The 13,407-nt window shown below is 70.0% G+C and carries 10 protein-coding genes; 2 read left to right on the forward strand and 8 right to left on the reverse strand.

Translation table 11 applies throughout. The annotated features are described in order from the left end of the window. Positions 1-269 precede the first annotated feature (269 nt). Both ACZ5U5_RS15565 and ACZ5U5_RS15570 read right to left on the reverse strand, forming a co-directional pair. Positions 270-2,693: an ABC transporter permease gene (locus ACZ5U5_RS15565; protein ID WP_469021335.1), complete on the reverse strand. Its 2,424-nt coding sequence runs from the start codon at positions 2,691-2,693 to the stop codon at positions 270-272. Continuing rightward, on the reverse strand, positions 2,690-3,382 hold the full coding sequence (locus ACZ5U5_RS15570; protein ID WP_469021338.1) for an ABC transporter ATP-binding protein: 693 nt from the start codon (positions 3,380-3,382) through the stop codon (positions 2,690-2,692). The genes ACZ5U5_RS15565 and ACZ5U5_RS15570 overlap by 4 nt, the downstream gene beginning before the upstream one ends. Positions 3,383-3,603: 221 nt before the next feature. Here ACZ5U5_RS15570 and ACZ5U5_RS15575 point away from each other — a divergent pair, with 221 nt between their 5' ends. Beyond that, a complete protein-coding gene (locus ACZ5U5_RS15575; RefSeq protein WP_469021340.1) occupies positions 3,604-4,899 on the forward strand; it encodes a sensor histidine kinase in 1,296 nt (431 codons plus the stop codon). Next, on the forward strand, positions 4,896-5,597 hold the full coding sequence (locus ACZ5U5_RS15580; RefSeq protein ID WP_469021342.1) for a response regulator: 702 nt from the start codon (positions 4,896-4,898) through the stop codon (positions 5,595-5,597). The genes ACZ5U5_RS15575 and ACZ5U5_RS15580 overlap by 4 nt, the downstream gene beginning before the upstream one ends. 375 nt (positions 5,598-5,972) lie before the next feature. On the opposite strand, the gene ACZ5U5_RS15585 is transcribed toward ACZ5U5_RS15580, so the two are convergent. The 6 genes from ACZ5U5_RS15585 to ACZ5U5_RS15610 form a co-directional block, all read right to left on the reverse strand. Continuing rightward, entirely contained in the window at positions 5,973-6,923 is a 951-nt protein-coding gene (locus tag ACZ5U5_RS15585) for a helix-turn-helix transcriptional regulator (RefSeq protein ID WP_469021346.1), read from the reverse strand. Positions 6,924-7,139: 216 nt separating this feature from the next. After that, positions 7,140-10,154: a helix-turn-helix transcriptional regulator gene (locus ACZ5U5_RS15590; RefSeq protein WP_469021348.1), complete on the reverse strand. Its 3,015-nt coding sequence runs from the start codon at positions 10,152-10,154 to the stop codon at positions 7,140-7,142. 75 nt (positions 10,155-10,229) lie between these two features. Beyond that, positions 10,230-10,658: a VOC family protein gene (locus ACZ5U5_RS15595; RefSeq protein WP_469021350.1), complete on the reverse strand. Its 429-nt coding sequence runs from the start codon at positions 10,656-10,658 to the stop codon at positions 10,230-10,232. A 61-nt stretch (positions 10,659-10,719) separates the two neighbouring features. Then, positions 10,720-11,511, reverse strand: a complete 792-nt coding sequence (locus ACZ5U5_RS15600) for an alpha/beta hydrolase (protein ID WP_469021353.1) — start codon at positions 11,509-11,511, stop codon at positions 10,720-10,722. A 14-nt stretch (positions 11,512-11,525) separates the two neighbouring features. Continuing rightward, complete coding sequence (locus ACZ5U5_RS15605; RefSeq protein ID WP_469021355.1) at positions 11,526-12,356, reverse strand: alpha/beta fold hydrolase; 831 nt, start codon at positions 12,354-12,356, stop codon at positions 11,526-11,528. Positions 12,357-12,495: 139 nt separating this feature from the next. Next, the gene (locus ACZ5U5_RS15610) at positions 12,496-13,320 is read right to left on the reverse strand and encodes an alpha/beta fold hydrolase (RefSeq protein WP_469021357.1); all 825 of its coding nucleotides are present in this window, start codon (positions 13,318-13,320) and stop codon (positions 12,496-12,498) included. Between the last annotated feature and the right edge of the window lie 87 nt (positions 13,321-13,407).

Genomic DNA, 13,407 nt, shown 5'->3' on the forward strand with positions numbered 1-13,407 from the left:
AACCTTTGGGGGAACAGGTCTGGGCCGACCGGCCGGATGCGTCCCAGATGCCGCCGTTCGGACGCTCCGCATGCGCTTCGGCTATGGGTCCCGCGGCGGGGGAGTTGCGTTCGGCGGGACGAGTGGACGAGTCATGAGGCCACCGTCTCGCGGCGCGGCCTGACACGCATGTCGACGACACGAGGCTGGCAGCACTTCGCTCCCCGTGCTGTGCTCCTGGTGCCCTGCCGTGGTGACCAGCTGCTTCGGGATGCCGAGCGGTCATGGTGTTACTCCGAGCGCAGTGCGGTAGCCGTACGGGCCCTGGCCGCCCAGCCCGCCGGGACCAGCGCGCCCAGCACGGCGAGCACCACTCCACCAAGCCCCAGGGCGAGCAGCTGTGTTGGCCCGTACACATCCAGCACTGAAGACGGCATCGTGGTGCCCACGGCGTGTGCCATGAACGGCATGACGAGGTTGTGCAGCATGTATCCCACGGGGACGCCCAGGAGTCCGCCGAGCACGCCGATCGCGGTCACCGAGGCGAGGACTAGGCTCACGGTCTGGCGCGGTGTCATGCCGATCGCCTTGCAGACGCCGAGGTCGTGGACGCGTTCGCGAGTGTCGAGGACGACGGAGTTGAGCACGCCGAGGCAGGCTACGGCGACCAGCATGAGGGTCAGCAGCCCGGCCATCGCCTGCATGACGAGGATGACCCCCTTCTGCTCCGCCGGGGGGATGGTCGTGGCATCGCCGCCCAGTGGTCGCACCACCGACGCGAGCTCGTGGGCACAGTCGTCCGCCGAGACGCCGGATTTCACCTTGACCAGGAACGTACTGGGCTCGGCCGCCGGGAAGTCGGCCATGTCCGCGTGGATCTCCAGCTGGTTGCCCGACGTGTCGAAGGACTCGCCCACGATCTTCAGGTCGGCGCTCTCCTTCTCGTAGGTCACCCGCACGGTGTCGCCGACCCTGGTGCTGGTCCGCTCCAGGAAGCGGGTGGGCACCACGACCTGCCCCTCACCAGCGAGCCAGTGCCCGGAGAGCATCTCGTAGCTGCCGTCGCGTGAATCGCCCTCGTAGAGGCTGGCCTGAACCGAACCGGAGGTGCCGGCCACGACGACCTCGGCCTGGAGCTTGCCGTAGTACGAGTCCAGGCCGGGCTGGGAGTTGATGGCGGAACGTACCTTCGCCGGGTCGGCGGCCTTGGCCTTGGCCCTGGTCGGGTCCGGCAGGGCGCGTGCCACGGGAGGCGCGCTCGTCTCGGCGCCCGCCTCGGGAGGCGGCGGCGGGGGCGCGATATTGTTCGGCCTGACCGTCGTCACGGTGACCGCGGCACGGCTCTCTGGGGCCTGTGACGTGCTGATCACGCCCAGGGACGAGGTCAGCCCCACCGCGAAGGTCACGGCGATGGTGCCGAACGCCACCGCGAGCAGCATCGCGAGGGCGCGGACCGGATGCGTGAAGGGGGTCGCGAGACCGTAGGTCACCGGTCGCGGCAGCGGCAGCCGCCCCAGCACCCGGTGTGCCCGTTGCCCGCGCCCGGTGCGCGGCGCCCGGCCGACCGCGATGGCCTCGACCGTGTGCAGCTTTCCGGCCCGCCGTGCGGGAATCAGCGCCGCGACTCCCACGACGAACAGGGCCGCGGCCGGTACTGCCACATCCACCCACCAGGCCACCGAAAGCGAGACGGTGCCGTACACCGACTCCGTGTCCGCCAGCATCGGCACGGCCAAGAGGTTGCCCAGCAGGACCCCCAGGACGATGCCGACGACGGCCGGGACCATCGCCTGGGCCACGTAGGCACGTACGACCTGGCGCGGAGTGAAGCCGATGGCCTTGAGGATGCCGATCCTGCGCAGACCGGTGCCGACCGCGCCGCTGATCACGCTGCTGACGATGATCACCGACATCACGATGCCGAGCACGCCGAAAGCCATCACGAACGGGACGGTCGCTGCCGCACCCTGATCCGCGGCGCGCTTGGTGTCCAGCCAGGACTGCGTGCCCATCAGTGCCTTGGAGCCCGTGGCGGCGTCGAGCTTCATCCGGTCGGTGAGGATCTGTTGCTTCGTCGCCGCGGAATCGAAGCGGTAGAGCATCTGATGCGTGACGGGGTGGCTCTGCGACGCCACCGCGTCGACCTGCGCGGGGGTGGCCCAGGAGTCGGCGGTCTTGCTGGTGGACAGGGCGACGCCGACGACCTTGAGGGACGGGGCGTTCGCGGTTCCCGACGCCCTGAGGGTGGAGCCGATCTCGGTGCCCGGCCCCTCGAATGACGTGCTGAGCACGATCTCGCCCGGCTTCCGCACCCACCGGCCGGACTTCAACTCCACCCGGTCCACGGCACCGTCCGCGACGGACCGCCCGACCAGGGTCAGCGTCGGAAGCCGGAAGCCCGAACGATCCACCGGGCGGAACGCCGTGGAGTAGTACGGTCCCGCACTCGCCGTGACGCCGTCCAGTTTTCCGGTTGCCGCCAGTTTCGCCGTGCTCACCTCGGCAGGATCGAACTGTGCGGTGATGTGCGCGCCCCGCTGCTTCGCGAAGGCATGGTCGAAGGGCGCGGCCGCGGCGACCATCAGAGACCCGGCAACCACGGCCGAAGCCACGGCCATCATCGTGGCGACGGCGATCACCACGGTCTGCACCCGTCGTCGGCTCACCCCGGAGCGCACGACCCGGCTCAGCGCGCTGGTGCCCAACAGGCTCATCGGACGGCCTGCGCGTACGTATCGCGGGCGAGGTGACCGTCGACCAGGTGGATCGTGCGGCTGGCGACCGTCTCGGCCAATGACCGGTCATGCGTCACCAGCACGATGGTCTGGCCGCCGCGGTGCAGGTCCATCAGCAGGTTGCGCACGTCGTGGCCCGAGGCGGTGTCGAGCGCGCCGGTGGGCTCGTCGGCGAGCAGCAGCTCGGGCCGGTTGATCAACGCCCTGGCGACGCCGACTCGCTGGCGCTCACCCCCGGACAGCCGGCCCGGGTAGGCGCGGGCGTGCTTCTGGATGCCCAGCATCTCCATGAGTTCGCCCGCGCGGGACGCGGCGTCGCGCCGGCCGGCCCCGGTCAGCTGGGCAGGGAGCTGGATGTTGTCGGTGACGTTGAGGTCGTCGAGGAGATTGAAGAACTGGAAGGCCATACCGATGCGCGCACGACGGAACTTGGCGAGGGCGTGCTCGCTCAGCTGGTCGATCCGCCGCCCGGCCACGATCACCGCGCCGTCCGTCGGCTTGTCCAGACCGGCGACGAGGTTCAGCAGCGTGGACTTGCCGCTGCCGGAAGGACCCGTCACGGCGAGGGCCTCGCCCCTGGCGACGCTGAGTGTGAGCGGTCCGAGCACGGGCTCGCCGGCGCTGTCGTAGCGCTTCGCCACCCGCTCCAGTTCGATCACTTGATTCATACGAGAGGCCCGTCCTTACGGTCGCGAGAGGCGCATGCCGTTGCCGGCCCTGTGAACCTAGGGGCCGCTGCCGGCGGGGCGCGTCGGCCGTGAAACCAATATCAAGCCGTTCTCGGGGACGAACCGGCCGCAGACTCCTACCTGAGGACGAGGACCCAAGGACGGTGCCCTGGTCAGTCAGGCGGACGTCGGCCGGGTGCAGAACCCAGCACAATGTGCGGATGGAGACGGAAGACCGGCGCGGCAGGCAGCGACAGCTCCTCGACGCATTGCGCCCTGAGGCGAAGGCCGCCCCGCTGTCCAGACGAGCGGTACGCGCCGATGTGGCACTGGCGATCGTCCTGACCCTCGCCGCTCTGTACCTTGCGATGCGCTACCCCGGCGACGGTCCTGTGACCATCAGCCCACCCAAGATCGACGACGGCACCGGGATCCCCGCCCCGCCGCCCCCTGGCCCTGATCAGGCACCCGTGGAGGAAGAACTTCCCCCTGTGCCCTGGGCCTTGGTCCTCGTGTCGACGCTGCCGCTCGTCCTCCGGCGCCGCTACCCGCTGGCCGTCTTCGCCACAGTCCTTGCCGCGAGCCTGGCCATCGGCAGCTCCGCCTCATGGATCACCGTCCTTGCCTGCGTCGTCGCTGCCTACAGCGCCGTCGTGCACAGCCGATACCGGATCATGGCGATCGCCGGCCTGGTGATCGCCGCTGTCCTGTCCGGCTTCGCCTTCCGCCATGCGGATCCGGTGGTCCCAGGGTGGTCCAGCCCGGGTTTCGTGCTGCTGGTGGCCGGGATGCTGGCCAGCCTCGTCCGTTTCCTGCAACTACGCCTTGCGTCCAGCAGGGACCGAGTCACCGAACTACAGGCGGCTCAGGAGCAGGCCACGCGGCGGGCCGTTGAGGAGGAGCGTGCCCGCATCGCCGCCGAACTGCATGACGTCGTCACGCACAATGTGAGCGTGATGGTGATCCAGGCGGGTGCGGCACGCAAAGTGATGGACGTGATGCCGGAGCAATCGAAGGAGGCTTTGCTGGCCGTGGAGGCAGGCGGCCGGGCCGCCATGGCAGAACTGCGCCATGTGATGGGCCTGTTGGCTGCCACGGACCAGGAGAAGTCAGACGGTCTGGAGCCTCAGCCCGGCCTCGCGCAGCTCGACGCGCTGGTCGCGCGAGTCCGAGCTGCCGGAACGCCCGTGCGTGTCGGCCTTTCGCTGCCGTCGCAACCGCTGCCGCCAGGCGTGGACCTCGCGGCGTACCGCGTCGTGCAGGAAGCGCTGACCAACACCATCAAACACGCACGCGGCGCGGAGGCGACGCTCTCCATCGGCTACACCGACACCAGTCTGCACATCGAGGTCACGGATACCGGCGGCGCGAAGGGCTCCCCACCGGTGGAGAACAACGGCCGTGGCCACCTGGGGCTGCGCGAGCGACTGGCCGTCTACGAAGGCAAGCTGACGGCCGGGCCGACACCCGCCGGCGGCTACCGGGTCACGGCCCGTATCCCGCGGAGCGCGGCATGACGGCGGACAGGCCGCCGCTACGGGTGGTCATCGCGGACGACCAGGCCCTCGTACGCACCGGCTTCAAGATGATTCTTGCCGCGGACGGCATCGAGGTGAACGCTGAGGCGGCTGACGGGGCCGAGGCTGTCGCGGCGGTCCGCCGCACGCGGCCTGACGTCGTCCTCATGGACATCCGGATGCCGGAGATGGACGGTATCGAGGCCACCAGGCGCATCCTCGCCGGTGACGATCTGCAGGCGACCCGGGTCATCATCCTCACCACGTACGACCTCGATCACTACGTCTACGCCGCACTCACGGCCGGCGCCAGCGGCTTCCTGCTCAAGGACGTCTCCCCGGAACACCTGGTGGCCGCCCTGCAGCTGGTGCAGTCCGGCGATGCCCTCCTCGCACCCACGATCACCCGCCGACTGATCGAACGCTTCGCCAAGCACGACGCACCACAGACCATCGCCCCGCACCGTGACCTGGCCAGCCTGACCCCGCGTGAGCTCGAGGTACTGCGCCTGCTCGCGACGGGCCTCAGCAACGCCGAACTCGCCTCGCGGCTCCATCTCAGTCCGACCACGATCAAGAGCCACGTCGGCCGCATCCTGTCCAAGCTGAACCTGCGCGACCGTGTCCAGGCCGTCGTCCTCGCCTACGAGACGGGGCTGATCGCCCCGAGAGGCGGCGCCCCGAGCGTGGACGGGTGATCACACACGGAGCCGGACGACCAGAACTGCCGACCTGACTGCGTTGATCGTCCCCTCGCCAGTGGAATGCGCGTTTTCTGGACGGGGGGCCGCGTTTGCTGGGCAGACGTCTGTACCGGCAGAGCGGAAAGATGGTCACTTGGGCCGTTTCGGTGCGCCCAGGCCGGCCGCTTCCCTGACCCCGAACGGTCTGCCTGCGGCGTGCGGTTCATGTGCCGTGGACGGCAAGGCTCAGCAAGCCGGACGGAGAGCCGTCCACGCGGGGCCAGTGGGCTTTGCGGGAGTGGGCCCATGAGGGCCGCGTGGACGGCGGGTATGCGGTGGCAGCGGACGTGTCGTCGGTCTCGGTGTGAGCGTGGCCGGTTGTTTGGCGTCTCAATTGTGTTGGGTGTTCTGGCGCAGCGTCATGGCCGGGGATTGGCCGAAGGCGTCGCGGTAGTGGCCCGCGAAGCGGCTGGTGTGGGCGAATCCCCAGCGCGCGGCGATCTGGGTGACGGTCGATGCATCCGGGGTGGCGGTCTGTAATTCGCGGTGCGCCTGTTCGAGGCGGGCTCGGCGCAGGTAGGCGAGCGGCGTGGTGTCGCGGTGGCGGCGGAAGGCCTGCTGCAGGGCTCGGGGAGAGGCGCATGCGGCTCGGGCGATGTCAGTGAGCGTGATGTTCCGGTGGGCGTGGGAGTCGATGTAGGCGAGGGCGCGTTGCAACGTCGCGGGTGTCGCATCGGTGCTGTCGATCCGGCGACGGTCGGGAGTCCGGGGCGGGAAGACAGCCAGCAAGGTCGTGGCGAGCAGACGAGCCATCTGCCCGGACAGCAGGGCCGGCACCGACTGCGCGCCGTCGAGCCGGTGCGATGCGAACGAGGTCGCGGCTTGCCACAGCCGGGCTGCGGCAGGGTCCGGAGCCTGCAGCTCGAGAAAGTGCAGTGGTGTGCGGTCGTCGGGGAGGGTGCCCAGCGTGTCGTGGAGGAGGGCGGGGTCGATTGTGGTCACTTGCGTCACCGCCGACTCGCACACAACTCGGTAGGGTTTCCCGTACGGGGTCAGCAGGGGAGTGGTGAGTCCGGGACGGTCGCTGCGGTCCGGGAAGTCGACTCCCAGGTGTCCTTGGCTGGTCACGCTCACCACGAGACGGCTCAGCGGATCGCAGGCGAAGTGCAGCGTGCCAGGAAGCACCACGTGGTCGACGGTGAACTGGTCGGTACCCACACGGGAGAACCGCAGGTCCTCGCCCTCCAGGCGGCCGCTGAGCCGCAGGCTCGTACCGTAGGAGGCGTCCATGAACTCGCGGGCCAGCGCGGCTTCTTTGGTGGCGAGGGTGCTTCGTATCAAGCGCACGTTTCCCGGCGCAATGCCCACAGCCGCCCCTTTGGCTTCGGGTCACGAGCTGTCGATCCTTGCGTCACTGCGTTGACCGACATACCGAATCTACTCCGAACCGCGGACCAGGGACAGGTGCCGCATCCAGCCGCGGAGCCGTTCAGCCTGATGATGTCCCGTGACCGCGGCCGCCCCCTCGACGACGAGTCGGAGCGATCCGCTACGTGATCACGTGTCGAACACCCCCAGCCGGTGCGCGATCGCCGCGGCCTCCCCGCGGCCTGAAACGTCCAGTTTGGCCAGGATGTTGGAGACGTGCACGCTCGCCGTCTTCGGCGAGATGAACAGTTCCTCCGCGATCTGCCGGTTGCTTCGCCCGGCGGCGACCAGGTGCAGTACCTCTCGCTCCCGGGAAGTCAGGCCCAGGGTCGCCGTTGGTGTCGGGGGGAGGGGCGCCGTCCCTCCCTCGGCCTCGTGCAGCGGAATCCGCGCGCGGTCCGCCAGCGCGGTGATCTCCCGCTCGAGCGGCGCCGCGCCCAGCTCGCCCGCCACGGCCCTGGCCTGTCGCAGCAGCTCGCCGGCCGATGTACGCGAACCGGCGCCGCCCTGGGTGATCAAGCTCTCCGCGAGCCGCAACCGGGCGGTGGCCATCAGCGCCGGGGCCTCCAACTGCTCGGTGGCGGCGAGAGCCTGTGTCCATCGGGCGGTCGCGTCCTGCCCCTCGGCGGTGAGCAGTTCGGCCTGGATCATCAGGGACTGCGCGGCCCACAGCGGTACGAACTCCGGCTGGCCCTGCATGGCCTCGCGGATCCGCCGCACCGCTGCCGCGCGCCCCGGCCCGGCCACCGCGAGCCCGTGGGCCCGCGCCTCCGCCGCGGCGGCCTCGTACAGCAGTGGCCAGCCGTAGCGATGGTGGCCGGGGGCGATGGCGTCGCCGACGGCCCTCTCCAGCAGCGAGCGCACGTCAAGGATCCGGCCGTCGGCGGCCGCCAGCGCGATGGCGATCCGGGCGACGGACAGTGTGTGCTGCAGCTCCGGGTAGGCGCCGGTGGCCCGGCCACCGGAGTGCTCGAGATGGCGCAAAGTTTCGGCGTACGCACCTCGGGCCAGGGCCAGTTCGGCCCGTTGCTCGGCGATCTGGGCCTGGGTGCGGGAGCTCACCCCGCGGCGACCGGACGCCCGGTCGAGCACCTCGTCGGCGTCTGTGCAGCGGCCGAGCTGGATGAGGGACTCGGCGAGGTTGCCGTCGATGAACGAGGCGGTGTCCGGCAACCCGTACCGCTCGGCAAGCCCGCTGCCCTCTTCGGCGACCTCGACGGCCTCGCGGTAACGGCCGAGGCCGTGCAGCGCCGTGGACAGATTGCCGAAGCCGTGCAGCAGGGCGTTGGCGTTGCCGGGTTTCAGTTCCTGGGCGCACACGTCCCGGGCCTGCGCGAGCCCGGTCTCGACATCGCCCGAGTGGATGGTCAGCCAGGCAAGGGTGTGCCGCGCGGTGAGACCGCTGGTCTCCGCGCCCGTCATGCGGCAGAGCTCCACCGCCTGCTGCGCGATCTCGATGGCCTTCGCCCCGGGCTGGTGCACCACGTACCAGTGCGCCGCATGCGTGAGCACATAGGCGTGTACGACGGACGGCGGCAGGCCTTCGAGCAGCTTCAGGGCTTGGGCGATCTCATCCCAGCCGTCCGAGCGGGAGAGGTCGCGCATCAGCTGGTAGCGCTCGGTCCAGAACCAGGCAGCCCGCAGGGCATCGGTGTCCGCCAGCTCGCGCAGCGCCCGCTTGCAGATGGCGAGCGCTCGCTCCCACTCTCCCGTCAGACGCGCGGCGACAGTGATCGCGGCGAGGAGGTCCACGAAGTCGCCGGGCGCGTCCGAGGACAGGGCCGGGCACAGGCCGTCGTCGACACCTTGACGCATCGCCTGGCGGCGCACCTCCTCAGGAACGTCGTCCCACAACTCCAGCGCCCGCTCCAGCAGATGGTGCTGCTCGGCGAACGCATGGCGACCGCGGGAGGCGCCCGCCGCGGCGAGCACGGCGGGCAACGCCTTGGCGGGGACGCGGGCGTCGAACCAGTAGCCGGCAAGACGCCCGGCACGCTCCTCGGACCGTACGAGGGTGGGGTCGGCCTCCAGCGCCTCGGCATAGCGGCGGCTGAGCCGGGAGCGCTCGCCGGGCAGCAGGTCACCGGCCACGGCCTCGCGCATCAGGGCATGACGGAAACGGTAGGACTCGCCCTCGTCGGAGGGCTGCAGGACGGCGGCACCGACAGCGGTACGCAGGGTCTCGATCAGCTCGTCCTCGGCCAGGCCCGTCACGGTGGCCAGCAGACGGAACTCCACCTCGGAGCCGCCCTCGGCAGCGATCCGCACCACGCGCTGCACTTCTTCCGGCAGGGCTTCCGCCCGGACCAGCAGCAGGTCGCGCAGGGAGTCGCTGAGGCCGCCGGGGGAGCCCCCGAGGATGCTGCGGGCCAGCTCCTCGACGAAGAACGCGTTGCCCTCCGAGCGCGCGAAGACGCGGTCGAGGAGCTGCTCGGAGGGGGCCTCGCCGTGGAGGGCGGCGAGCTGGCGGCGCACTTCGGGGCGCTCGAAGCGGGGGAGTTCGAGGCGGGTGACGGTGCGCAGCCGCTCGTACTCGGCGAGGGCGGGGCGCAGCGGGTGGCGGCGGTGCAGGTCGTCGGCGCGGTAGGTGGCGACGATCAACAGGCGGCTGTCGGTGAGGGCGCGCAGCAGGTAGCTGAGCAGCTCGCGGGTCGAGCGGTCGGCCCAGTGCAGGTCTTCCAGGGCCACCACGAGAGTCCGGTCCCTGGAGAGCCGTTCCAGGAGGCGGACGGTGAGCTCGAAGAGGCGGGCGCGGCCATCGGTCTCGGGGTGGTCCCGGTCCATATCGCCGAGCTCGGGCAGGAGCCGGGCGAGCTCGCCCTCCTGCCCGGCGACGGCGGTGTCCAGTTCGGCGCCGAGCTGCCGGCGCAGGGAGCGCAGGGCCGCCGAGACGGGGTGGTACGGCAGGGCGTCGGCACCGGTCTCGACGCAGCCGCCCAGGGCGACGACGGCACCGCCTGCGGCGGCCCGGTCGAGGAATTCCCGAAGCAGCCGGGTCTTGCCCACGCCGGCCTCGCCGCCCAGGATGACGGCGCCGGACTCTTCGGCGTCCGCCCGGGACAAGGCTTCGCCGAGGGTGGTCAGTTCGGCGCTGCGGCCCACGAGGACGGGGCTTGTATGACTACTGTGCACAGCGCTGAGCATGGCATCTCGTACGCGGTGGGGGACAGGGGGTTCCGTGGCCCCCGGGCCGGCGCACGGGTATGCGGGCGCGGCAGCTCAGTCGACGCAGAACTCGTTGCCCTCGATGTCCAGCATCGGAATGCACGCATCATTGCCGTCGTACAGCGTTTGTACGTGGACCGCCCCGAGCGGGACCAGCCGTGCGCACTCGGCCTCGAGCGCGGCGAGGCGCTCTTCCCCTACGAGTCCGGTGCCGACCCGCACGTCGAGATGCACCCGGTTCTTGGCGGCTTTCCCTTCGGGAACGCGCTGGAAGTACAGCCGCGGACCCTCGCCCGAGGGGTCGACGCATGCACACCACGCGTCTTGCTGCTCCGGTGGCTGGGAACGCTTGAATTCGTCCCACGTGGCAAAGCCGTTCGGCGGCGGCGGTATGACGTAGCCCAGCACCTCGCACCAGAAACGGGCGAGGCGCTCGGGTTCCGCGCAGTCGAAGGTGACCTGGAACTTCTTGATCGACTCCATCGGGTCACCGTAAGGGTACGTGGTGCTCAGCGGTACCCGGTATGGCGAGGGCGGGTGTCGGTCAGGTGTGGTCGAGGGCCCAGGCCAGGGCGTGGTCGGCGATTTCCTCCCAGCCCTCCTGGGCGGGCATCAAATGGCTGCGCCCCGGATATTCGACGATGTCGGTGACGGTGTTGGACTTGTAGTGCTTGTAGTTGGACTGCTGGATCTTCGGCGGCATCAGGTGGTCGTGCTCACCCGAGACGAACAGCAGCGGAGCCCGGTCGTCGTTGCGGTAGTTCACATAGGAGTCGGCGTGGCCGGGGTGGATGTTGGCTAGCGCGCTGCCCCAGAACACATGGCCGGAGGCGGGGATGTGGTAGCGCTCGTACAGGGCGCGGGACTCGTCCTCGGGGAAGGTGTTGGTGAAGGCGTAGCGCCACTGGGCGTAGGTGAACCCGACGGCCTTGTGACGGTTGGCCGGGTTCTTCAGCACTGGGAACGTCGCTTTGAGTTGCGACAGCGGAATGGTCGTCACGCCTTCGGTGGGCGCGGAGTTGATGGCCACTCCCGCGCTGCCGTATCCGTGATCGAGGAGGATCTGGGTGAACACCCCGCCCGCGGAGTGGCCCATGATGATCGGCTGGGTGCCGAGACCGTCGATCAGCTTCTCCAGCGACGAGATGATCGAGGGAACGCTGAGCTCCTCGATCGGGGTGGGGTCGGCGTTGAGCGCCTCCACCTCCACCTCGAAACCGGGGTAGGCCGGGGCCAGTACGCGGAACCCCTGGGACTGGTAGCGGGTGATCCAGTGTTCCCAGCTGCGGGGTGTCACCCAGAAGCCGTGGATGAGGACGATGGTGTCCGGTTTCATGAGCGTTCGCTCCTTCAACGGGTGGCGGCGTGGGCCGCCTTGATGATTTTCGCGGCGGCCTCCGGGTGGGAGATCATCACCACGTGCGAGGACCGGATCTCGGTCACCTTGCTGCCCGCGCGCTTGGCCATGAACCGCTGGGCGGCGGGCGGGATGACCTTGTCCTGGGTCGGGATCAGGTACCAGGACGGGATGGTCTTCCAGCCAGGCGCGCCGCTGGGGCCGCTGAGGCCCTGGACGCTGCCAGGGCGCTGGGTGGCTGCCATCAGACGGGTCTTGGAGGCGGGCAGGTCGGCGGCGAACACGGCCTGGAACTTCGCGGGGTCTATGTAGCCGTCGGTGCCCGGTTTGCTGCCGGGGATGGGGTAGGCGCGGGGGATCAGGGCGGGGGCCAGTTCACTGCCGGGGAACTGGCCTGCCAGTTGCAGCGCGCTCTCGCCCTCGGCGGGTGCGAACGCCCCCATGTACACCAGTGCCTTGACGTTGGCGTGGCCGCGCGCGGCGTTGGTGATGACGACGCCGCCGTAGGAGTGGGCGGCCAGGATGACCGGGCCGGGAACGGTGTCCACCACACTGGAGATGTACGCGGCGTCGCCGGCGGTGTCCCGCAGCGGGTTGGCCGGTGCGATGACCGGGAAGCCCGCCTTCTGCAGCAAGGCGATGGTGTCGTTGAAGCCGGAGGCGTCGGCGAACGCCCCGTGCACCAGGACCACGGTCGGCTTCGGCTCCTTCGCCTGGGCCTGAACTGATGTGTGGGAGGTCGCCTGGGCGGCGACCGAGCCGGTGACGAGGAGGACGGCGGCGGCCAGTGCCGTCAGCAGACGGCGCGGAGCAGGTACACGCATGACGAACCCTTTCAGGCAGAGGGTTGAACGGTGCGGAGGTGCCGGCTGGGTGGTGCGATGACGTGCGGGTGAGGGCGCGGGCGCGACGCGGAGCGGGTCCGCGTCCGGGTGCTGGCGGCCGTGCGCGGGCTGGTGGGGCTCAGGAGGCGAGGAACGCGAGCAGGTCGGCGTTGAACTCGTCCTTGAAGGCGCCCACGAGACCGTGCGGCGCACCCGGATAGACCTTCAGCGTCGCGTCCTTGACGAGCTTGGCCGACTCCAGGCCGGCGGCCACGATCGGGACGATCTGGTCGTCGTCGCCGTGAGCGATGAAGGTGGGGATGTCGAAGCGCCCCAGGTCCTCGGTGAAGTCGGTCTCGGAGAACGCGCGGATGCAGTCAAGCGCGCCCTTGAGCCCGACCTGCATGCTCTGCAGCCAGAACGCGTCCGACACTCCCTGTGAGACCGTCGCACCGGGCCGGTTGAATCCGTAGAAGGGCAGGCTCAACTCGGCGTAGAACTGCGACCGGTCGGCCGACACACCCGCACGTATGGCGTCGAACGCCTCGATGGGCAGGCCCTGCGGATTGGTGTCGGTCTTGAGCATGAGGGGCGGCACGGCCCCCAGCAGGACGGCCTTGGCGACGCGGGACGTACCGTGCCGGCCGAGGTAGCGGGTGACCTCGCCGCCTCCCGTCGAGTGCCCGACCAGGACGGCGTCGTGCAGGTCGAGCGCCTCGATCAGCTGGGCGAGGTCGTCGGCGTAGGTGTCCATGTCGTTGCCGTCCCACGGCTGGCTCGAGCGGCCGTGGCCGCGCCGGTCGTGGGCGATCGCGCGGTAGCCGTACGAGGCGACCAGGTGCAGTTGGTCGTCCCAGGCGTCGGCGTTCAACGGCCAGCCGTGGCTGAACACCACCGGACGCCCGGTGCCCCAGTCCTTGAAGAAGATCTCCGTGCCGTCGTGCGTCGTGATGAAGTTGCGCATGGGAGCGCTCCCGTCAGCAGCCGTATGGGCGTGGATTTCGGTGTGGGCCCGTCTTCGGTGAGGGGGATCGTGCCAGTGACGGGGGCC

It is taken from the genome of Streptomyces sp. NPDC033177, assembly GCF_055577715.1.